This is a genomic window from Arthrobacter sp. NPDC056691, from assembly GCF_042791415.1.
GTDB lineage: Bacteria > Actinomycetota > Actinomycetes > Actinomycetales > Micrococcaceae > Arthrobacter.
The window spans coordinates 188,833-210,505 of record NZ_JBHTXX010000002.1 but is presented as its reverse complement, the minus strand read 5'-3'; the positions used below and the strand labels follow the sequence as shown (position 1 = coordinate 210,505).

Below are 21,673 nucleotides of genomic sequence, written 5' to 3'. Positions count from 1 at the left end.
TAGCCTGCCGGTTCTCGGTGAGAATAATTGTTGCGGCAAGCCTCAACGAAGACTTTGTTGGGAATGGAAGAGTATTAAGGAACTCTCATTTATGTCCGGGCGCGGCGCATTTCTGCCGCGACTGTTACGAAATCAAGTTGTGCTGGCCCGGCGCGGGCGCTGGGCCAAAGGGTGTTTGCGTGTGTCCCCCGACGCTGGGGGAATGAAGATGAATCCCACGTTGCCACCGCGGGCCGTGCAGGTCAATCCTCAAATTAAGCGAATAATTTCCGGCATTTACGGCACCAAATGGACAAAAACGACGGCGGGTTGTCCCGCCGCCGTTTTCGGCTTATTGCCGCCATGCCGCCGTCGAAATAAATGCCCGACGGCGGCACATGCGTTCCCGGCGCTGCGCCGGTGTTGCGCTGGCGTCAGTGCTGGCCGGAGGTGCCGCCCAGGGGCGGGACGGTGCCGGGCCCGCCGTCTTCCGGCTCGGCCCGGTGCGCGGCGCTCCGTGTGTCGCTCGCCGCTGTCTCGTCCGAGTCGCCCTCGTCGTCGATCAGTCCGTTGGTCTGGTCGAACGGATGGGCGACGTTCTCGTCCGTCAGCGCCGAGCCGGGGCCAGCCGCTGTTCCAGTGGCGGCATTCCCGCCGGTAACGGTTCCGCTGACGGTGTCCGCCGCGGTTCCGCCGGAGAAGCCCGGGGTGTCGGTCGTGTCCGTAACAGCGGTGGGATCGGTGGCAACCCCGGGCGTGAAGTCCTGGTCGGCGGCCGGATCGACATCCGCGTCCTTGCTGCCGGCAGCAACTGCGGCTGCGGCGCCTGCCGCAGCCGCCACCCCGGCCGCTGCGGCAACCTTGCCTGAGATTCCGGCCTTGCCGCTGTCCCCGAGTGACCCGGCCGCGTGCTCAACCCCCGGCGTACCCACCGAACCGCCTTCGTTGACGGAGCCCCGCCAGGCTCCGCTGGCGTAGCGTTCGTCCTCGATGAATGCCTTGAACCTCTTAAGGTCGGCCTCGGCCTGGTGCTCCACGACGTGCAGCTTGTCGCCGATCTTCTCCACGAGCCCCTCGGGTTCGTAGTCGATGAACAGCCTGATGGAGGTCTGCCCGCCGCCCACGTCCTCAAACTCCACCGAGCCGGCGTTGGTGGCCCCCTCCGTGGCGGCCCAGGCAACCTTCTGGTCGGGCTTCTGCTCGAGGATCCTTGCCTCCCACTTCCGCTTCACGCCTGCGATCTCGGCCACCCATTCGAGGCGGTCGTCGCTGAGTTGCGTCACCTTCTTGACGCCGCCCATGAAGTGCGGAAAGTCTTCGAACTGGGTCCACTGGTTGTATGCCGTGCTGACCGGCACGTTCACCAGAATGCGCTTCTCAACCCTCGTGCTCATAGTGTCTCCTTCGTCGAAGTGAACAGGTGATGGTCCGCAATAACCGAAGTCATCAGCATGCTTACTATATCTTCGACGGCGGAGCGTGGCCAGAGCCGGCCGGGCCGGACCGCGTTGTTGAGGGGTGGAAATGTGAAGCCTCCGCGCGAATCAAAGGACTCAAGCGCGGAGGCTTCCAGCGCTCCATTTATTTGGGGGGGAAAGAGGAGAGCTTGCACCAATGTACAGCGGACGGGACCCTGGGGAAGGCCTATTTGGCCGTTTCGGCAATTCTTGACTAAACCTTGAGTGGCCGTTGCGAATCGACGGCGTCAACCAGTTTGGCGAGCACGTCGGCCGGGTGTCCGCCAGCGTCGATCTCCACCATGTCCGCATACTCGGGCTGTGCGCGGTAGGCGTTCCGCAGGGCGGACAGGTCGGCCACGGATTCCTCGTCCGTGCCGCGCGCCAGGATCCGCCGGTGAGCTGTTTCGGGGCTCACTTCCAGGTGGAGGACCAGATCCGGGGCCGGCAGGGTCCGGAGCAGCCAGGGGAGAAGCCGGCCGCGGGGCAGGTCCTTTGCTCCGCGCAGTGCCAGCTGGCAGTGAAGGTGGCGGTCCATGACCACGGGACCCTCGAAGCAGTGTGCCCTGGCGTGCGACACCAGCACATTGAATACCCGCATGGTGGTTTCCGCCGCATCGGCGAGGCGGTTGGGCAGCCGGACGCCGAGTCGGGCACCGATCAGCGACATCCGCCGCCGGCCTGCATAGTTGCTCAGCAAAAGTGCGTCTTCGCCATCCGCCCGGGCCGCGGCAGCCAGGGAACGGGCCGCCGTCGTCTTTCCCGAGCCGTCGATTCCGGTCAGGACAATGAGCATGTGACCTCCTTCCGTCCCCCTGTCCAACGGCCGGGGGCCGGGCAATGTTGCCGCTTTGAGGCGCACGTCACGTTGTTGGTTCTGCCCGCGGCGGTGTCACACCCCAAAACGTACGACGGCGGGCCCGCCGGATCTTGCAGCGATCCTGCCGGAATGTTGTGCCATTCTTGAGCGTCGCGGAGGACAGTATTGCGCAGGGGCCGTGCAGAAGCGCCGCGGCCCCGCAAGAAAACCCCGATACGAAGATCACCTTCGGATCACCCGCGAAGACCACCGACTGGGACGGGCAGGCGCAATGGGGCACCGGCCCGTCCCCGGCAGTTTCTTCGCTGGGTGGTCCTACTGCGGCAAGGTCAGCCCTGGCGGGCCTTCATTCTGGGGTTCGACTTGTTGATGATGAACGTCCTGCCGCGGCGGCGGACCACCTGGGCTCCCGGAATCTTCTTCAGTGCGCGCAGCGAATTCCGTACTTTCATTAGTTACTCCTTATTGTGGGGTGTCCCGGACTGGGGTATGCCGGGAATCAGTGTTGCCGGGCAAGGTCAAAAGGATCGCTCAGGCTTCCGGTGCCGGCGGCCAGTTCCGCATCAGTTAGCTGGCAGGACGCCAAAAGCCGGCCGATCTCCTCTGCGTCCAGGTCGTCGCCTGTGGCCGCGAGCCAGGTCCCGCGGCCCCCGAAGCCGGAATGCCAGCCGGGGATCGGGCCGAAGTGCTCCGAGGGTCCGGCTGAGGGCAGTGATGGCTCGCCGCCGGGCCATGGCCCGGTGTTCTCCAGCCAGATGCGCGGACCAATGCCATGAACCGCGATGCGGCAGTCCGGGGCCGTGGCGATCCAGAGCTGGCCGCGGAGCCAGCAGCATCCGGCGGCCATGGCGGCCAGCGCGTGGCGGAACCTTTCAGGGTGAAGCGGGCGCCGGATCCGCTGGATGACGGTGGTGAATGGCGCAGTGGACGGGTCTGCGGGGACACTCACGGTTCCGGGCAGGGTCCTGCCGACGGCCTGCGCATAGTCGTGCCGCCCAGCGCGGATGCCGGCGGCCTCCTCGGCGATGTCGGCGTGGGGTGCCAGTTCGCGGAGCAGCTGGAGCCCGCGGGCGCGCGCTTCGGGGGCAACGGGAACAATGTCGGGATCGGCAGCAAGTACGGTATCGCAGAACGAAAGCTCCCCTATGAGGAACTCGCCGGGCGTCCGTTCGTCCTCCGGGACGGGTGTGAAGCCCGACTCGAATAGTGTGTGGTGATCCCAGATGTGGTCCTCCACGCTGTCCGGGGCGCAGGCGAAAATGGCGGAACTGACGCCGCAATCCAGCCCGAGCGCCCCTCTTAAAGCGCTGATCGCCGTCCCCGCCTCGACGCCCGATGGCGGGCCCACAATAATGTGCTGCTCGCCCCGCGCCAGCAGTTGTTCGACGGCGGGCACCAGGTCGAGACGCACTGTGCAGCCCAGGCAGTTATGCTCCAGGACTGTCTCGTGCCGCTCGACAGCCCCGGCCGGGCCGAGGGTCCGGCGAATAACAGTTCCGTTCTCCAGAAGGTCGAGGACGATGACGGCGGCCGCGGGATAGATGGCAGCCAGCGCTTCGCAGGCTTGCTGACGGCAAAGGGCATCCAGGGAGCTGACGACGGTGAGGTTCATGCCTCCAGAATAATGAGAATGGTTCTCATCTGCAAAGCTGCTCCGTTGGTTCCAGCGCCTTCCGGCACGGCGGGCCGGCCCCGGGCGGGCCGGAAGGACCCGGCGCCGGACTACAGGAGGACGCTGCCCCGGATCACCGTGCGGCTGGTGCCGCCCACCCAGATGCTGCCACCTTCGCTGGTGATGGTGAGCCGTCCGCCGCGGCCCAGGGCAGTGCCCTGGCTGACCGTGTAGTTTCCCTCCGCCACGCCCGAGCCGATGAGCCATTGGGCGAGGCCGGCGTTAAGGCTGCCGGTGACCGGGTCCTCTGGAATGTCGAGGCCGGGAACGAAGCCGCGCACCTCAAAGTCCGCGGGGCCGCCGTCCCCGTAGGCGCCGATGACGCCCACGTTCAGCTGTCCCATGGCCACGAAGTCCGGCGTAAGGTCCAGCACCTGACGGGCCGAGGCCAGCCTGATTCCAAGCCAGCCCGGGCCGTTGTCCACCCAGTTGCTGTCCAGCACCTGCTCGGGCGTGATGCCCAGGCTCGCGATGGCCTGCTCCAGCACCTCAGGTTCCACGGGACCGGAACGGCGCAGCGGCGGGGCCTCGAAGAACTGTTCACCGGCGGTCTGGCTGATTTTGACGAGGCCTACCTCGCATTCCTGCACGAGTTCGCCAGGCCGCTGCGGCCGGCCGCCGTTCTCCAGCCACGCGTGCGCGGACCCCAAGGTGGGGTGGCCAGCGAAGGGAAGCTCGGACGCCGGAGTGAAGATCCGCAGCCGGTAGTCCGCCTCCGGCTGTGTTGGCTTCAGCAGGAACGCGGTTTCGGAGAGGTTGGTCCAGTTGGCAAAGCTCTGCATCTGCCCGGCCGAAAGGCCGTCGGCGTCATGGACGACGGCCACCGGGTTGCCGGGCTTGGGCCCCGGGGCGAACACATCGACCTGCGAAAACGGGTATTCGTTCACGGTGGCCATTATGCCTCCGCCGGTTCGCCCAGTTCGGATTGGTTGGGAACCGTGGCGAGCCCGTCCACCACCTCGACGCCGGGCAGCTTACGGAGTTCGGCCGGGTCGAGGACGATCTTGCTGGACCTGTTGCCGCCGCCCATCACCACCCGCGGCACGTCCATCACGGCCCGGTCCACGTACACGGGCAGCCCGACAATGCCGGGCACCGTGACGCCGCCCACCAGCATGCCGGTCAGCGCGGTGGTGGTCCCGGCGTCGGCAAAGGAGGCACGCTTGACGTCGAGCAGGGCCCGGACCATACGGTTCACGTCCAGGCGGGTGGTGCCCAGGACCACGCACACCGCATACCGGGGCGGCTCCACCTTCTTGGAGGCGACCAGGATGGTGTTGGCTGCCTGCTCCATGGTGAAGCCGTAATGGGCGCAGAATTCCGCCGTGTCCGCCAGTTCCGGCAGGCATTCGAGGACCTCGTGGGCCACGCCGTGGGCGGCCAGGGCCTCCGCGACGGCGGGCAGGAGGAGCGTGTCAGTCACAGGAGTTCTCCTTTAAGGGTGGCGTCTTTAAGGGCGGTGTCCGCGCCGGAAGCTGCCGGCACGGGATAGGCGGGTGCGCCGCGGCGCAGCAGGAAGAACCGGTTTGACGCGGGAAGCCACATGAGCGTAGCCCCGGCCAGCGTAAGGACCAGGCCGGCAAGGATCAACGCCGTGAGATCTACGGGTGCGCCGAGCGCCGACAGGGCTGCGGCGACACTGAGAAGGATGCGGGCCCAGCGGGCGCCGTGCAGCAAGTGCTGGGCTGCCAGGACCTGCAGCGCGGTCAGCGGGACGGCGAAGGCCACGAGATAGGGCACGGCCCAGTCCGGGATCGACTGGCCAAAGTCGACGCCCGCCACCTCCAAAATGACAGGCATCATGCCGGCCACCACGGCGCTGGCCACCCAGCACGCTGCCGAGAACCGGACAGCCGCCGGTATGTTTCCGGGCTCGCCAAAGCCCAACTGCTGATCGCTCAATGAAGTCCCCATTCTTCAATTTGCGGTGCCTAATTTACGGTGTTTCCGGAATCCCGGCGATGGCCCCAGCCTACAGGCTGTCCCAAGCCGCCGGACGTACACTGGCCTTCCCATCACTTCGAGGACCTGCTGCAAGGGTGCATCTGGATGCTTTGGAAGCTTCTTGTCCGGTACCTGCAGCCGCAACGGCGGCTGCTGATCGCCGTCGTCGTTTTTCAGCTGGCGCAGTCTGTTGCCTCCCTTTATCTCCCCACCCTGAACGCGGACATCATCGACCTGGGCGTGGCCACGGGGGACACCGGCTACATCCTGCGGGTCGGCAGCCTCATGCTGTTCATCACCCTGCTGCAGATCGCGTGCGCCGTGACGGCCGTGTACTTCGGCGCCAAGGCGGCGATGGGGATGGGCCGGGACCTGCGCGGGGCGATCTTCACCCGGGTGGGCGGCTTCTCCGAGCAGGAGGTCACCCGGTTCGGCCCGGCCAGCCTCATCACGCGGTCCACGAACGACGTCCAGCAGGTGCAGCAGCTGGTGCTGATGTCCGCCACGCTGATGGTGGCCGCGCCCATGCTCAGCATCGGCGGTGTGGTGATGGCCGTGCGGCAGGATGCCCAGCTGTCGTGGCTGATCGCTGTGAGCGTGCCGGCGCTGCTGCTCGGCGTCGGGTTGATCGTGAGCCGGATGGTGCCGCTGTTCCGCCTGATGCAGCTGCGGATCGACGCCGTCAACAGGGTGCTCCGGGAGCAGCTCGCCGGCATCCGGGTGGTGCGGGCGTTTGTGCGCGAAGACCTGGAAACCGGCCGGTTTGCGGGCGCCAACGCGGACGTCACGGACACGGCGCTGCGGGCGGGGCGGCTGATGGCGCTCGCGTTTCCCGTGGTGATGCTGGTGCTGAACGTGTCCAGCGTGGCGGTGATCTGGTTTGGGTCCTTCCGGATCGAGGACGGCTCCATGCAGGTGGGCACGCTGGTGGCGTTCCTCAGCTACCTGCTGCAGATCCTGATGTCCGTCATGATGGCCACCTTCATGGCCGTGATGATCCCCCGCGCGGCCGTCTCGGCGGACCGGATCGGCGAGGTGCTGGAGACGGAGTCGTCCGTCCGGTCGCCGGCGCACCCGGTGCATTTCACCGACGATGCTTCCCGCAGCACCGCCCGCGGCGAGCTGGAAATGCGCGACGTCGGCTTCGCCTACCCGGGTGCCGAACGGCCGGTCCTCAGCGGCGTCAGCTTCACCGCCGCCGCGGGCAGGACGACGGCGGTGATCGGCAGCACGGGCTCGGGGAAGACCACCCTGGTGAACCTGATGCCGCGGCTCTTCGATGCCACGTCCGGGGCCGTGCTGATGGGCGGCGTGGACGTGCGGGAGCTGCACCCGGACCTGCTGTGGGGGCACATCGGCCTGGTGCCGCAGCGGCCCTACCTGTTCTCCGGAACCGTGCGGAGCAACCTGCTGTACGGCAAGCCGGACGCCACCGAAGAGGAGCTGTGGCACGCGCTGGCCACCGCGCAGGCCGCGGATTTCGTGCGGGAAATGGAGGGCGGCCTGGACGCGCCCGTCTCGCAGGGCGGCACGAACGTGTCCGGCGGGCAGCGGCAGCGGCTGGCGATCGCCCGGGCCCTGGTGAAGCGGCCCGAGCTGTACATCTTTGACGACTCGTTTTCCTCGCTGGACACCGCCACCGACGCCCGGCTCCGGCAGGCGCTGCGGCGGGACACCGCGGGGGCCACGCTGGTGATCATCGCCCAGCGCGTCTCCAGCATCGTGGACGCGGACCAGATTCTGGTGCTCGACGGCGGCAGGATCGTCGGGCGCGGAACGCACCGCGAGCTGCTGGAGACGTCGGAGACCTACCGCGAGATCGTGTCCTCCCAGCTGGCGGCGGAGGAGGCGGCATGAGCACAGCCCGCGGCACCCGGCCTCCTGCCGGAACCCGGCAGGCCGACGTCGTACGCATTCCCCGGCCGACGGGCGGGCCTGGACGCGGCGGACCGTTCGCCGGGATGAATGTCCCGGCAGAGAAGGCGCTGAACTTCGGGACGTCAGCCCGGCGGCTGCTGGGGGAGCTTCGCCCCGAGCGGGCCTGGCTGGCGCTGGTACTGGCGCTCGCCGTCGTAAGCGTTGCGTTTTCGGTGACCGGGCCGCGGCTGCTGGGCGAGGGCACCAACCTGATCTTCGCCGGCGTCGTGTCCAAAAACCTGCCGGCCGGGGCGAGCAAGGAGCAGGTGATCGCCGGGCTGCGGGCGTCCGGGCGGGATTCGCAGGCGGACATGCTGGGAGCGATGACGCTGACGCCGGGGGCGGGGATTGACTTTGCGGCGCTCGCGAACGTGCTGCTGTGGGCGCTGGCGCTGTATGTGCTGGCGTCGGCGTTCGGCTGGATCCAGGCCTACGTGCTCAACGGCGTGGTGCAGCGGACCGTGTACCGGCTGCGTGAGCGGATCGAGGCGAAGATCCACCGGCTGCCGCTGCGCTACTTCGACTCCATCCAGCGCGGCGAGCTGCTCAGCCGGGTGACGAACGACGTGGACAACATTTCGCAGAGCCTGCAGCAGTCGATCAGCCAGGCCGTCACGTCACTGCTCACGGTGCTGGGCGTGCTGGTGATGATGTTCCTGCTCTCGCCGGTGCTGGCGCTGATTGCCCTGGTGACGGTGCCGCTGACACTGGTGACGACGGCGCTGATCGCCAAGCGCTCGCAGAAGCTGTTCGTGGCGCAGTGGAAGCACACGGGGGAGCTGAACGGGCAGATCGAGGAGACCTACACGGGGCACGCGCTGGTGAAGGTGTTCGGCCGGCAAAGGGAGGTGGAGGAGCGGTTCCGGGAGAAGAATGCGGAGCTGTTCGAGGCGAGTTTCGGGGCGCAGTTCATTTCCGGCCTGATCATGCCGGCGCTGACGTTCATCGGGAACCTGGTGTACGTGGGGATCGCCGTGGTGGGCGGACTGCAGGTGGCCTCCGGGGCGATGCAGTTGGGCGACGTGCAGGCGTTCATCCAGTACTCGCGGCAGTTCACCCAGCCGCTGGCGCAGCTGGGTTCGATGGCCAACCTGCTGCAGTCCGGGGTGGCGTCCGCCGAGCGGGTGTTCGAGCTGCTGGACACGGAGGAGCAGTCCGCTGATCCGGATTCCGGCCGTGTGGCGTCCGGCAGTTCGTTCGACGGCGGGCGGGGCCGGCTGGTGTTCGAGAACGTCTCGTTCTCCTACTCGCCGGACAAGCCGCTGATCTCTTCCCTGTCTTTGGTCGCCGAGCCCGGGCAGACGGTGGCAATTGTGGGGCCCACCGGGGCCGGCAAGACCACCCTGGTGAACCTGATGATGCGGTTCTACGAGCTGGATGCGGGCCGGATAACGCTCGACGGCGTGGACGTCACCGCTGTTCCCCGGCGCGAGCTGCGCTCGCGGATGGGCATGGTGCTGCAGGATACGTGGTTGTTCGGCGGCACCATCCGGGACAACATCGCCTACGGCCGGCCCTCGGCTTCCGAGGAGGAGATCCTGGAGGCGGCGCGGGCGACCTACGTGGACCGGTTCGTGCGTGCCCTGCCGGAGGGGTACGACACGGTGCTCGAGGACGAGGGCTCCAATGTCTCGGCCGGCGAGAAGCAGCTGCTGACGATTGCCCGGGCGTTCCTCTCCCGGCCGTCGGTTCTGATCCTGGACGAGGCCACGAGCTCGGTGGACACCCGCACCGAGCTGCTGGTGCAGAAGGCGATGAGCGCGCTGCGGTCGGACCGGACAAGTTTCGTGATCGCGCACCGCCTCTCCACGATCCGCGACGCCGACCTCATCCTGGTGATGGAGGCCGGGCAGATCGTGGAGCAGGGGACTCATGCTTCGCTTTTGGCTGCGGGCGGGGCCTACGCACGCCTGTACGAGGCGCAGTTCGCGGCGCCGGCGGCGGAGGAGGTCTAAGCGCGAGCGGCCACTTGGGTCCCTGCGTCAGCGCCGGCGTTGGTCCTGGTGCGCCTGGGCTACGAAGTGCTCAACCCGCCGGTCCGGAACGAGCCAGATCAGGGCCACCACAGTGTAGACCGCAACTCCGAGCAAGGGATGCAGCGTGCTCAGCGCAAGGCCCCCCAAATAGATCAACGGGGACGTCTTGCCCTTCCAGTCCCTGCCGACGGCCCGGGCGAGGGCACCGTCCCTGCCCTGCTGGCGGATCAGGGTCTGCTGCAGGATGTAGTAGGCGATGGCCGCGCAGAGGAGGTTGATCCCGTACACCAGAACCGGGACCAGCAGAAACCCGGATTCGTCCATCCACCGGGTGCTGAACGGGAAGAGCGAGAGCCAGAACAACAGATGCAGGTTCGCCCAGAGGATCCCGCCGTTGACCCTGTCGGCCAGATGGATCATGTGGTGGTGGTTGTTCCAGTAGATGCCTACGTACACGAAACTGAGCAGGTAGCTGAGGAAGGTGGGCAGCACCTCGGCCAGCCCCTGCCAGCTCGGTTCGTGCGGCACACGCAGTTCCAGCACCATGATGGTGATGACGATGGCCAGCACGCCGTCGCTGAATGCCTCGAGCCGGTTCTTGTTCACAGCGGTCCCTCCTCAGCGCATCATCCCAAGTCCGTGCCCGGCGGCCAATACCCGTTAGGGAGAAAGTCCGGGCTCGGTGAGGAAGCGGAAGACGGCGGGACCTTCCCGCCGTCGTCCGCTTTCCGTTCGCTGATCGTTGCCGTTCAAGCGCCCCCAGCGGGGACCGCTGGCCGGGTCAGGCGGAAACCTGGGTGCTGGACCCGCGGCCCGTTACCGTTCCCAGACCCTTGGCATCCGGGCCCGCTTCGCTGCTCATCAGCAGCGCCCGGCGCGCGGAAGCGACGTGATGCCGCATGGCTGCGCCCGCGGCTTCCGGGTTGCGGGTCTGGAGCGCGTACAGGATGGCCCGGTGCTCATTGAGCGCGTCCCGCCGCGGATCCTTGCGGGTCAGGCTCCTGTACTGCCGCATGACGAGCGCATACAGCAGCTGGTCCGTGAAGCCCGACAGCGTGGGCTGGCGGGCGGCGTCGCGGACCAGCTTGTGGAACTGACGGTTCAGCCTGGAGTACTCAGCTTCCTGGCGGTCGTACTCCGCGCTGGCCATCTGCTCGCAGATCGCCCCGAGCTCATCGAGCTCCACGTCGGTGGCCCGCTCGGCGGCTTTGGCTGCCAAGGCCGATTCCAGGATCTCGCGGGCCTCGAGAATTTCCACCGCTTCTTCCACGGTGAAGATCCTTGTCCGCACGCCGCGGTGGGGTTCGCTGGTGAGGTAGCCCTCCGACACGAGCCGGGCGGTGACAGAGCGCACGGTTCCACGCGAGACGTCCAACAGGCTGGTCAGCTCCGCGTCGGTCAGGCGTACGTTCGGTTTGAAATGACCCGAAATGATGAGGTTCCGCAGATCGTCGTAGGCCTGGTTGGACCGGGTGGAGGCCAGATCAGCGGTGACCGGTGTTAGCTCGCTCATGTGCTGTGACCCTTCCGTGCTACACATGGCGAATTTATCAGGTCGTGGCCAGCGCGGGGTAAAGACGCCTGGTGGTGCTACTGAAAATGCCGGAGCGGTTCTCCGCGGACACCAGGCTCAAGACCCGTTCCGCCAGGGCGCGCAACTCATCCAGAGGCTGTTCGGCTGCCGGGCAGTTCGAGCCCCAGCCGATCCGGTCCGCGCCGAATGCCTCGATCACGGGGTCCAGGAAGTCCCGCGCCCTGTCCCCGATATCGTCAAGGCCCTCCAGTGTGCGGTGCGTCAATTTCAGGTGAAGCCCGGAATGACCGGCCAGTGCTGTGAGGTCGTTGGCGGCTTTCGTGGGCGAGGTGCGCACGTCCGGATACCCACAGTGGTCCAGGAGAATCGTGGCGTTGGGGTGGCGCGAGAGCAGGTCTTTGAGGACCGGTGCGGTGTCGTCACCGAGCCGGAGCTGCAGGCAGACCGGGACCTGTTCCTGGCCCGCAGCCGCCCAGAATTCGTCCGTCGCTTCGTCCGCGAACCACATGCCCTGCTCGGAAACCGTGCTGCCGGTGGTAAACAGCCGGACCCCGGCCAAACCGCGTTCGACGCCGGCCCGCAGCCGCCCGCCGGCGTCGGCCGCCAGCGGGTCGAATGTTCCGACGGCAACGAATCTGTCTGGCCAGCGGGCTGCCGAGTCGAGAACGTAGCTGTTGTCATAGCCGTAGGCGGTGGTGGCCTGCACGAGGACGGCCTGGGCGATGCCGGTCTGGTCCATGCGTTCGAGGAGCTGTTCCGCGGTGACGGGGCGTTCACTGGCCCAGACGGACTGGTGGCCGCCCAGCGGTGCCCGGGGATAGGTGTCCGTGTCGGACGCGAGGATGTGGCAATGGCTGTCGACGATGTCCATGTGTCTCCTTCTTGGGTCGTGGTTGTTCAGCAGTCTGCGTAAGTGCCGGGTGCGAAGATCGGGTCGCCCGGGTTTCCCTCCGTGAGGCCCTGGTCCCGGCTGAAGCGCTGCAGCGCTTCGATGCTTGCCTTGTTGCTTTCGAGTCCGTACGGAATCGGGTCCGCTCCGATCATGCGTCCCTGCTTGGCCAGGCGCGGCAGCGCGGCCCAGGCGTGGTCCTCGTCCAGGTGCAGTTGCTTGCTCTGCGCGAAGGCGGCGTAGAGCTTAGACGGCAGGCTGGGATCCTTTTCTACCAGTTCATTGCGGACAACAATCACCGAGTGCAGCGGGTAGATGCCCGTGCGAAGGTATGAATCCCGCTCAATGATGTCGCTGTCCGGGAACAGGGGATAGGTCTCACCGTTCTGGGTGACGGGGGTAGCCGATTCCCAGCCGGCGGTGGGTGCACCCGCCCGTCCCGTGCCCGCGTTGCCGGTGAAGGCGGCGTCCACCTCGCCGGCAAGGAGCAGCGAGCCCAGTGACCGCCCGTCTGTGACCCGTTCCGCATTGGAGGGCACCTTGCCCTCAACGTGGTCATCGTCGTCGATGACCCACGTGATCGATTTCAGATCCACCCCGTAGTCCTCGTCAAGAATGCCGCGGCCCCACACGCCGGTGCTCACCGAGTATGCCCGGACGCCAACGCGGCGGCCCTCAAGATCGGTTGGCACCACGACGCCGGATCCCGGCGCGCACTGAAGGTCACCGTGGTGGAACCGCCGGTTGAGGAAGACCGGTATCGCGGTGATCGGCACCCCGGCTTCGCGAGCCATCAGGTACGAGACCGGGGCCAGCTCGCATACGTCGAACTCCAGGTCGCGGATCATCCTGCGATAGGCCGCGATGATCGGCTTGACCTCGATTGGCTTGACCACGTAGCCCTCGACGGCCGCGCGGCCGTCGAGAACGGCCGCTGAATGAGGATAGTCGCCCAAGGCGACGGTTAGATGTTCCACCAAGACCTCCATTGATTGTTGGACAATACGATCACTGTAGCACGCGTGGCACCGAGCGCCAGAGCCCTCGTGAAATCACTGATTTGTTCTAAAAACTCCAGTGATCAAGCGGATGGCGTCTGTTCTGGGCAATAAATTGTGGCCCCCTTCACAACTTCGCCAACATAGTGCTACCGTCAATGTTGTTATACAAAACGAGTCACGGTCGCTTCTCAAGCCCACATTCCGCCACTGACGGCAGGCCTGGCCTCTGACAAGGACCGTCTACTGAACCGGAGCCCTTCTTGATCACCATCACCCAGCGCGTATCAGTTCCCCATCCGCCGGACGTTGTCTGGAGCGTCCTCTCCGATCCCCACAAAGTGGTGGGCTGCATCGACGGCTCCCGCTTGGGCGAATTCCACGACGACGGCAGCTTTGATGCCCTGATGGCCGTCCGCTTCGCAGCCATCAAGGTCTCGTTCAAGGCCCGGGCAAACCTGGTCCTTGACGAGGACGCCCGGACCGGGCGGCTTGAGGCGAAAGGCAGCGACAGCCGGGGTTCAACCCGCGTCCAGGGCCACGCCGACTACAGCGTCCAGTCTGCTGCAGATGGATCTGTCGTCATCCTTGACGGCCAGATCGACATCGGGGGAGCACTTGCCTCGCTGATTACGACCGGCGCCTCGATCGTCGTCGACCGAATGACCAAATCGTTCAGCGAGAGCCTCATCAGCACATGCGCGCGGCTCGATCCGAACACCGCAGGCCTCCAGGAGGCCGGCACTGAGCGCAAACCGCGTCTTGGGAACTTGTTCCGGGGTGCCGGTGCGCGGGTGGGAAGCTCCACGGAAGGGAGTGGAAACTGATGAGACTCAACCGCATCATCGACAAGTTTGAAAAGGGCGAACGGGTCTTCGCCACCTTCGCCTCGCCCGACCCCGCCGGAGCGGTCGCAGTCCGCGACGCCGGCTACGATGCGCTGCTGTTTGAGGCAGAGCACAAGCCGTGGGACGTTCCTCAGCTCAAGGACGCCATGCAGTACCTGCTTGACCGCCGGCAGGTGTTCGACGCCGACAGCCTGGCGCCGAGGACCACCCCCTTGGTCAGGGTTCCGCCCAATGGCGGGGAACGGTCACAATGGCACGCCAAGCAGGCCCTTGACCTGGGGGCTTACGGCATCGTGTGGCCTCACGTGGACACCGTGGGCGATGCGCGCAACGCCGTGGCTGCATGCCGGTACCCCAGCATCAACCAGGACGAGAGCCGTGAACCCTTTGGCCTGCGCGGTGACAGCCCCGCCTGGGCCGCGCGTTACTGGGGCGTGCCGGTGGGTGAATACTACGAACTCGCGGACGTCTGGCCGCTCGCGCCGCAGGGGGAGATCCTGGTGGGGCTCATGATCGAAAGCGTCCGGGCAGTCGAAAACCTCGACGCAATCCTTGAACAGGTCCCCGGCGTAGGTCTGATCCTCGTCGGGGAAGGCGACCTGAGCCAGGAGCTGGGCGTGCCGCGCCAGTTTGAGCACCCGACCGTGCAGGCCCACCGTGACCGGATCGTCGAGGTCTGCAAGGCCCGGGGAGTCCCCGTCGGCCACCCGCACGTCACCGAAAAGAATGTCGACGAGGTCCTGGAAAAGGGATACGAGTTCCTGATGACCGCCCCGGTGGTGACCTACCCCGGTCTGGTCCGCGGCCGAAACCTCGCCGACGCGGCTGCAGCCGGCACCGCCCGATAACCAGGAGAGCAGAACAAGACCATGTACATCGACATACACGCGCATTTCACCACCGTTCCCGACGCCCTCAAGACCTGGCGTGACCGCCAGATCGCCGAGATCGAGCAGCACGGCCGCCACCTCCCAGCCGACGGCGTCGAAATCTCCGACGACGAGATCGCCGCGGCGCTCACGGAAGGTCAGCTCGCGCTCCAGGCCAAGCACGGCATCGACCTGGCACTTCTGTCACCCATCGCCGGCAAGATGGCGCACCACTACGGCGACCAGGAGACCAGCCTCACCTGGAGCCGGCTGGCCAACGACACCGTGTACCGCGCCTCGGTGCTCTTTCCGGACAGCTTCGCCAACGTGTGCCAGCTGCCCCAGTCACCCGGCGGCGACATCCAGGCCTCCGTCGAGGAACTGCGCCGCTGCGTCGAGGATCTCGGCTTCGTCGGCGCCAACCTCAACCCGGATCCCTCCGACGGCTACTGGCAGGCCCTCGCGATCACGGACAAGTACTACTACCCGCTCTATGAGGCGATGGTGGAGCTTGGCGTGCCGGCCATGGTGCATTCCTCGATGTCGGCCAACCCTGCCGTGCACGGAACCTGTGCTCACTATCTCAACGGCGACACCACGGCGTTCATGCAGCTGGTCCAGTCCGACCTGTTCCGGGATTTCCCCGATTTGAAGCTGATCCTGCCGCACGGAGGCGGCGCGGCCCCCTACCACTGGGGCCGTTACCAGGGGGTCATGCACGATCAGGGCCGCGGCGACCTGGCCGACATCATCGGGGACAACCTCTACTTCGACACCTGCGTTTACGGCTCGCGCGGGCTTCAGCTCCTGATCGACACCGTCCCGACCAAGAACATCCTGTTCGCCTCCGAGATGATCGGGGCCGTCCGCGGCGTCGACCCCGAAACGGGCCACCGCTACGACGACACCCGCTTCCTGCTCGACTCGTTGGACTTCGCGGATCAGGCCCAGCTGGAGTCCATCGCTGCGGGCAACGCCCTGGGAGTATTCCCGCGGCTGCGCCAGCGGCTCGAGGAACGAGGACAAATTCCACCCGCAACCGGCACTCCGGTTGGCGCCACTACGGCCGCACACTGACGAGGAGCAACCATGACAAAGGTCTATGAAGCACTGGCGGACGCATTTATCGCCGAAGGAACCACGCACATCTTTGGCATGACCGGCGACGCCAACATGCACTGGATGTACGCCATGGCCGAGCGCGGGGCGACGCTGTTCGAGGCCCGCCACGAGGGCTCCGGGCTGGCCATGGCCGACGGCTGGGCGCGAGGGGCGCAGAAACCGGGAGTGGCATCGACCACGAGTGGGCCCGGCGTCACCCAGCTCGGCACCAGCCTTGTGTGCGCCAGCCGCGCCAGGACGCCCCTGGTGATCTTCAGCGGCGAAGTCGCGCTGGGAGACCTGGGGGCTACGCAGTATCTCGACCAGGCAAAATTCGCCGAAGGCGTTGAGTGCGGATTCGTCCAGGTCTCGTCCCCGACGCGCGCCCAGGAAGCTGTCCAGCGGGCCTTCTGGCTGGCCCGGACCACATCCCGGCCGGTGATGGTCAGCGCGCCCACCAATGTTCAGCAGGCAGAGTTCGACGGCGCACCCGTCTACATTCCCTCGACCGCGCTGATCGACAACGCCCTGGCACAGCCTGCACCCGAGCGCATCGACGAGGCCGTCAGGATCCTGGCCGAAAGCGAAAGGGTGGTGGTTCTTGTGGGCAAGGGCGCACGCGCCGCCGACGTCGGGGACCTGGTCCTTGCGCTGCAAAACAAGACCAACGCCCTGATCGCCACGACGCTCCAGACGAAAAACTGGCTGCGCGACCGCACGGACTATTTCGCGGGCATCTCCGGCCTGTACGGCACGGCCACGGCCCACGAACTCCTGCAGGAAGCCGACTGCCTCATCGCTGTCGGGGCCAGCCTGAACCACTTCACCACCGAGCACGGCTACCTGTACCCGACGGCCAGGATCATCCACCTCGACCACGCCGAGCAGGTGGTCACCGGAACCGGCCAGCCCGTGGACTGTTATGTCCGGGGCGACGCCCGCCCGTCCCTGGAAGCGATCGTGAAGGCACTGCCGGACACCCCGGAACACGGCGGCGGCTACCACACGCCGAACATCGCCGCAGCCCTCCGCACGGCCGACGCCCTCAAGGAAGACTTCCACCACGAAGACGGCCGCCTGGATCCCCGCGAGGTGATCCTTGCACTCGACCGCCTGGCACCCGCGGAGCTGCCGCTCGTGATGGGCAGCGGCCATCAGACCGACTTCGGCACCATGCTCTTTACGCGTCCGCGCGAAATCGTCTCGAACTACGGCCTCTTCGGAGCGATCGGCCAGGCTCCGCTGCTCACGATGGGATGGAGCGTCGGCCGCGGGGAGAAGCCCACGTTCGTGGTTGAAGGCGACGCCAGCTTCATCATGCACCTCGCGGAGTTCGACACCGCCTGCCGATACAAGTGGCCCGTCCTGGTTGTTGTCATGAACGACGAGGCGCTCGGAGCGGAATTCCACAAGTCGGGGGCACACGGACTGAACCCTGAACTTACCGCCATCCCGTCCCCGGACCTCGGCGCCGCTGCGGTGGCCCTTGGAGGACGCGGATCACAGGTGCGCACCATCGCCGAGCTCGAGGCCGCCGTGCAGGAGTTCATCGCAAACCCGGCGCCCACCGTCATCGATGTCCGCATCACCCGCGAAGTCATCAGCATCCCTTACCGGCGTCTGTGGCACGCGGAGGAAGTATGAGAAAGGAAAACACGTCAATGACGACCGCTGAAATTGAGTTTTTGATCAACGACAAGGAGCTCGCCGGAGCGGCGCTCACCGCCCTGGAGTCGCACGCATCGGTGGGAGGTGTGACAGCATCACCCCTGCGCCCGGTCCACAACGGATTCAAGTCGTTTGTCGGAGGGCAAAGCTTTGAGGTCAGCGAAATCGCGATCGTGACAATGCTCCAGGCGGTGGCGCACGACCGGCCGGTGCTGTTCCTCCCGCTCACCGCCCTGGGCCGGCACCAGCACCAGACCCTGATCAGCACCCAGCAGCTCTCCGTTGATGACCTGCCCGGCCGCACCGTCGGCGTGCGGGCCTGGAGCCAGACCACAGGCATGTGGGTGCGCGGCTTCCTCGCGCACCAGTACAACGTGGACCTGCGGTCGGTGCGCTGGCGTACCTATGAAGGCGGGCACATCGCGGAGCAGGCTGAACCCTCATGGGTCGAACGCGCCGACGACGGAGCCAGCCTCGCGAAGGACCTGCTGGAAGGACGCGTCGACTTCGCCGTGATGGGCAACGACCGTCCCGACGATCCAAGTGTGCGCAGCGTCATCCCCGACCCTGCTGCCGCGTCCAAGGAATGGGCCGAGAAGGTGGGCTACGTTCCGGTCAATCACATTTTCGCCGTGCGCGAAAGCGCTGCCCGGGAACTGGGCGGCGCCGTTTGCGGCGTGTACGACGCTGTGGCCGAGCGGCTGGAGGCCCGAAAGGGATCGGCCGCAGGTGTTCCCCTGGAACCCTACGGCTTCGCCGCCCTCCGCCCTGCGGTCACTGCCGCGGCCCAGTACGCGTGGGAGCAGGAACTGCTGCCCCGCCCCGTGGACTACGACGAGCTGGTGGCACGCACGTGCGCGGCCTTGGGTGTTCCGGCCTCCCGGCTGGGTGGCTAGGATGTTCAGATTGTTGTACGAAATGACCGCAAACCCCTTGAATGTGGCGGGCATCACTGTTACTTTTAGGGCGGATTGTATAACAAAACGTCGTTTGGCAAAGGAGCTTCGATGACCATCCCATGGACCGTGGCGCTGCGCGACTACGAGCACACGCGCCCCCTCAAGGACGGCACGGTCGTCGCTGAGGGAGTCGACCTGGAATTTGTCGAGGTCGAGCCGATCCACCGGGCGTTCGCTCCGATGGTGCGTGAGGGCGGCTACGACGTCTGCGAGCTGGCAATCGCCACGCTGTTCCAGGCAATCGAAGCAGGCCGTCCCGTTGTCGCCCTGCCGGTGGTCCTGCATGGCAACTTTCACCACCGGTCGATCTCCATCTGGAATGGCGAGGGCCGGCTCAGCCCGGAGGATCTCGCCGGCCGGCGGCTCGGGGTACGCGCCCACAGCCAGACGACGGGCCTGTGGGTGCGCGGGATGCTCGCCGACACGTACGGACTGCGTTCCCAGGACGTCACCTGGGTGACCACGGAAGGTCCGCACGTGGCCTCCGCCGACGAGCCCGTCAACGTGGAACGCACAGACCGGAAGCTCGTGGACCTGCTCACGGCAGGTGAGTTATCCGCCGTCGTCATGGGCGCACGATCGGCCGACCACGTACCGGGCCTGGAGCCGCTGCTGCCGGACTGGAAAGCACGCCAGGACCAGTACCACCAGGAACACGGCTGGGTGCCGATCAACCACCTGGCCGTTGTTCGACGCGAACTGGCCGAGGCCCACCCCGACGGCGTTCGCGCTGTCTACCGGGCGTTGCAGCAGAGCATCGACGCTGCCCGGCCTGAGGTTCCCACCGGGACCACCCGGGAGATGGTCATCCAGTACGGCGTCACCGACAGCCTGCTGGCAACCCTTGAGACCGCCATCCGCTACGCCCGGGAACAAGAGATCATCCGGACAGACCTGTCCGCCGAGAAAATATTCGCCGACTTCGAGAAATACGTGGGGGAGCCGTGACCGGGAAGCGCCCGGCTCCTTGCCCCCACACCCTGTACCCGCGTCCCGAGGAGGACTGATGCAATACTTCGATACCCACACACACGCCATCTCGACCGACACCGGGACCTACCCGGCAAAGCCGCTCGGCGGAACCCGCTCGGAATGGTCCCAGGTCCGGCCCGTCGACGTCGACGGACTGATCCGCAGCCTGGATGATGCAGGCGTGGAGCGGGCAGCCCTGGTGCACGCCTCGACGGTGTACGGCTTTGACAACCGCTATGCGGCCGCCGCCCTGGCCCGGTACCCCGACCGCCTCGTCGGGGTCGGCGCGGTCGACTTCCTCGCCGACTCTGCCGTGACGGACCTGCAGGAGCTGATCGAGGAGCAGGGTTTCAGCGGCGTCCGGATCAGGGTCTCCGACGGAACCACCAAGGTCCCGACGCCGGGCTCCGGTGTCTCCGACGAGCGGATGGACGCGGTCTGGGACTATGTGGCAGCCAACGACGTCCCGGTGTGCATCCAGATGCACTCAAAAGACGCGCCGAAGCTTGTCCAGGTTCTTGAGGCCCGCCCAACGATGACGGTGCTGCTTGACCATGCCGGCCGCCCCAACGCCGCCGGCGGCCCGCCCTACGCGCATCTCGATGAACTGGGGCAGCTCGTCCGCTTCGCCGGGGTGCACCTCAAGATCACGCCTCCGGCCATCAAGCGCCTGACGGACGAACCGGACGCCAACGTCACCGAGGTGCTCGGCCGGCTCGTAGAAACGTTCGGCGCGGAACGGCTCATGTGGGGATCGAACTTCCCCGCCTCCGCAGGAACCCTCGCGCAGTTGCGTGGCTCCATTGAGGCGCACCTGCCCGATCTCGACGAGGCACAGCGAGCTGCGGTCCTTGGCGGCAACGCATCCCGAATCTACAGCGCGGCAGTGGTTGCCCGTTAGCCGTCGACGCCGTCAAAGCCGCCGGCGCAGACTAATACCAGGAGGACTCTCATGAATAACACGACAAACAGCAGCGCACGGGCCTCATTCGGCCGGAGCCGGCTGAGTCTCAGGCTGCTGGCCGTGCTCGCGGCCGTCACCGTCACCGCTTCAGCGTGCGGGGGAACCGGCGACGCAGCCGCCAAGCTCCCCGCCTCGATGCCTGATCTGGTCAAGCAGGCCGAAAGCGAAGGCCAGGTCGCATGGTCGGCACCCAAACCGCTGGAGCAGATGCAGCCCGCCATTGACCTCTTCGAGAAGAAATACCCCGGGATCAAGGTGAAATACACCAACACCAAGGCCCCGGACCAGGTCAGCCAACTCAAGATGGAGCAGGCAGCCCGAAAAGTCTCCGTGGACGTCGCCGCTGCGGGTGAACTGACGGTACCGCCCTCCCTGGAACTCGCCGACAGCGTGGACTGGGCTACCTACGGCATTAAGAAGGAGCACATCTTCTTCGAGGACAAAGCCGTCTACATCTGGGCTGCCCCGAAGGTCTGGGCCTACAACAAGACGATGGTGACCACCGCGGATGTCCCCACCACCTGGGATGACCTCCTCAAGCCGCGCTGGAAAGACGCACAGATCGGTGCAGAGTCGCGGGCTTCCTTCATGACCGTCTGGAACCTTGATCCTGCCCTCGGCGAGGCCAAAGCACTGACCTGGGCACAGCAGTTTGCCGCCCAGAAGCCGCACTTCACGCCGAACACAACCCAGTCCGAGGGGCTGATCGAAAGCGGGCAGGTTGACATCGGCACCAGCCTCATCAACCTCGTCCTGCAGGCCCAGAAATCCGGGGCACCGGTTGAACTGGCGCCGTTGTCGCCGACCAACACGAATGAGACCTTCATTTACATGCCAAAGGGTGCGCCCCACCCGGCGGCGGCAGTGCTGCTGACCTCGTTCCTGTCCTCAGATGAAGCGCAGGCAGCACTGGCAACAACCTATAACTCACGGATCCCCCAGGAAACCGACTGTTCGAACCCCGGCCAGAGCCCCGTCGTGAAAGCACTGTGCACGGCTAAGATCACGTGGCACTCAACGGGAACGATCGACCACTACAACGCCCTGGCCGAATTCTTCCCCAAGGCTCAAAAGGCCCTGGGAACGGACCTTGGGTAGGCGATCCA

21 protein-coding genes are annotated in these 21,673 nt (G+C 66.3%); 10 read left to right on the top strand and 11 right to left on the bottom strand.

The features are described 5' to 3' along the window. Positions 1-413: 413 nt before the first annotated feature. From ACFRAU_RS02960 to ACFRAU_RS02930, 7 genes are all read right to left on the bottom strand, one after another. A complete protein-coding gene (locus tag ACFRAU_RS02960) occupies positions 414-1,373 on the bottom strand; it encodes an SRPBCC family protein (RefSeq protein WP_377998733.1) in 960 nt (319 codons plus the stop codon). 277 nt (positions 1,374-1,650) lie between these two features. Then, positions 1,651-2,232 (bottom strand): AAA family ATPase, encoded by a 582-nt coding sequence (locus ACFRAU_RS02955; protein ID WP_377997239.1) that lies wholly within the window; start codon positions 2,230-2,232, stop codon positions 1,651-1,653. Between the two features lie 353 nt (positions 2,233-2,585). Next, positions 2,586-2,708: a type B 50S ribosomal protein L36 gene (gene ykgO / locus ACFRAU_RS02950; RefSeq protein ID WP_377997240.1), complete on the bottom strand. Its 123-nt coding sequence runs from the start codon at positions 2,706-2,708 to the stop codon at positions 2,586-2,588. Between the two features lie 47 nt (positions 2,709-2,755). After that, positions 2,756-3,868 carry a GTP-binding protein gene (locus ACFRAU_RS02945; RefSeq protein ID WP_377998732.1) on the bottom strand — a complete coding sequence of 371 codons (1,113 nt, stop codon included), beginning with the start codon at positions 3,866-3,868 and terminating at the stop codon, positions 2,756-2,758. A gap of 110 nt (positions 3,869-3,978) precedes the next feature. Further along, a complete protein-coding gene (locus ACFRAU_RS02940; RefSeq protein WP_377998731.1) occupies positions 3,979-4,824 on the bottom strand; it encodes a PhzF family phenazine biosynthesis protein in 846 nt (281 codons plus the stop codon). After that, on the bottom strand, positions 4,824-5,351 hold the full coding sequence (locus ACFRAU_RS02935; RefSeq protein ID WP_377998730.1) for a YbaK/EbsC family protein: 528 nt from the start codon (positions 5,349-5,351) through the stop codon (positions 4,824-4,826). The genes ACFRAU_RS02940 and ACFRAU_RS02935 overlap by 1 nt, the downstream gene beginning before the upstream one ends. Then, a complete protein-coding gene (locus tag ACFRAU_RS02930; protein ID WP_377998729.1) occupies positions 5,348-5,830 on the bottom strand; it encodes a hypothetical protein in 483 nt (160 codons plus the stop codon). Before ACFRAU_RS02930 ends, ACFRAU_RS02935 begins: the two co-directional genes overlap by 4 nt. A 147-nt stretch (positions 5,831-5,977) precedes the next feature. Between ACFRAU_RS02930 and ACFRAU_RS02925 the strand changes: the two genes are divergently transcribed. Both ACFRAU_RS02925 and ACFRAU_RS02920 read left to right on the top strand, forming a co-directional pair. After that, the gene (locus tag ACFRAU_RS02925) at positions 5,978-7,729 is read left to right on the top strand and encodes an ABC transporter ATP-binding protein (protein WP_377998728.1); all 1,752 of its coding nucleotides are present in this window, start codon (positions 5,978-5,980) and stop codon (positions 7,727-7,729) included. Continuing rightward, entirely contained in the window at positions 7,726-9,744 is a 2,019-nt protein-coding gene (locus tag ACFRAU_RS02920) for an ABC transporter ATP-binding protein (RefSeq protein WP_377998727.1), read from the top strand. The genes ACFRAU_RS02925 and ACFRAU_RS02920 overlap by 4 nt, the downstream gene beginning before the upstream one ends. A gap of 27 nt (positions 9,745-9,771) precedes the next feature. Here the strand turns inward: ACFRAU_RS02920 and ACFRAU_RS02915 are convergent, their stop codons facing one another. The 4 genes from ACFRAU_RS02915 to ACFRAU_RS02900 all read right to left on the bottom strand — a co-directional run bounded on the left by ACFRAU_RS02915 (position 9,772) and on the right by ACFRAU_RS02900 (position 13,165). Beyond that, a complete protein-coding gene (locus ACFRAU_RS02915) occupies positions 9,772-10,371 on the bottom strand; it encodes a TMEM175 family protein (protein ID WP_377998726.1) in 600 nt (199 codons plus the stop codon). A gap of 175 nt (positions 10,372-10,546) precedes the next feature. After that, complete coding sequence (locus ACFRAU_RS02910; RefSeq protein ID WP_377998725.1) at positions 10,547-11,278, bottom strand: GntR family transcriptional regulator; 732 nt, start codon at positions 11,276-11,278, stop codon at positions 10,547-10,549. A 37-nt stretch (positions 11,279-11,315) separates the two neighbouring features. After that, entirely contained in the window at positions 11,316-12,170 is an 855-nt protein-coding gene (locus ACFRAU_RS02905; RefSeq protein ID WP_377997248.1) for an amidohydrolase family protein, read from the bottom strand. Positions 12,171-12,196: 26 nt separating this feature from the next. Then, entirely contained in the window at positions 12,197-13,165 is a 969-nt protein-coding gene (locus ACFRAU_RS02900) for a hypothetical protein (protein WP_377998724.1), read from the bottom strand. 284 nt (positions 13,166-13,449) lie between these two features. Between ACFRAU_RS02900 and ACFRAU_RS02895 the strand changes: the two genes are divergently transcribed. The 8 genes from ACFRAU_RS02895 to ACFRAU_RS02860 all read left to right on the top strand — a co-directional run bounded on the left by ACFRAU_RS02895 (position 13,450) and on the right by ACFRAU_RS02860 (position 21,665). After that, complete coding sequence (locus tag ACFRAU_RS02895) at positions 13,450-14,013, top strand: SRPBCC domain-containing protein (protein WP_377997250.1); 564 nt, start codon at positions 13,450-13,452, stop codon at positions 14,011-14,013. After that, on the top strand, positions 14,013-14,882 hold the full coding sequence (locus ACFRAU_RS02890; protein WP_377997251.1) for an HpcH/HpaI aldolase/citrate lyase family protein: 870 nt from the start codon (positions 14,013-14,015) through the stop codon (positions 14,880-14,882). Before ACFRAU_RS02895 ends, ACFRAU_RS02890 begins: the two co-directional genes overlap by 1 nt. Before the next feature lie 21 nt (positions 14,883-14,903). Further along, positions 14,904-15,980 (top strand): amidohydrolase family protein, encoded by a 1,077-nt coding sequence (locus ACFRAU_RS02885; protein ID WP_377998723.1) that lies wholly within the window; start codon positions 14,904-14,906, stop codon positions 15,978-15,980. Positions 15,981-15,992: 12 nt separating this feature from the next. Further along, a complete protein-coding gene (locus ACFRAU_RS02880; RefSeq protein WP_377998722.1) occupies positions 15,993-17,648 on the top strand; it encodes a thiamine pyrophosphate-binding protein in 1,656 nt (551 codons plus the stop codon). A 17-nt stretch (positions 17,649-17,665) separates the two neighbouring features. Further along, positions 17,666-18,568, top strand: coding sequence for a hypothetical protein (locus ACFRAU_RS02875; RefSeq protein ID WP_377998721.1), 903 nt, complete (start codon positions 17,666-17,668; stop codon positions 18,566-18,568). A 111-nt stretch (positions 18,569-18,679) separates the two neighbouring features. Next, entirely contained in the window at positions 18,680-19,579 is a 900-nt protein-coding gene (locus ACFRAU_RS02870; protein WP_377998720.1) for an ABC transporter substrate-binding protein, read from the top strand. 58 nt (positions 19,580-19,637) lie between these two features. Then, positions 19,638-20,504, top strand: a complete 867-nt coding sequence (locus ACFRAU_RS02865; protein WP_377998719.1) for an amidohydrolase family protein — start codon at positions 19,638-19,640, stop codon at positions 20,502-20,504. 51 nt (positions 20,505-20,555) lie between these two features. Then, positions 20,556-21,665 carry an ABC transporter substrate-binding protein gene (locus tag ACFRAU_RS02860; protein ID WP_377997257.1) on the top strand — a complete coding sequence of 370 codons (1,110 nt, stop codon included), beginning with the start codon at positions 20,556-20,558 and terminating at the stop codon, positions 21,663-21,665. Positions 21,666-21,673 lie beyond the last annotated feature (8 nt).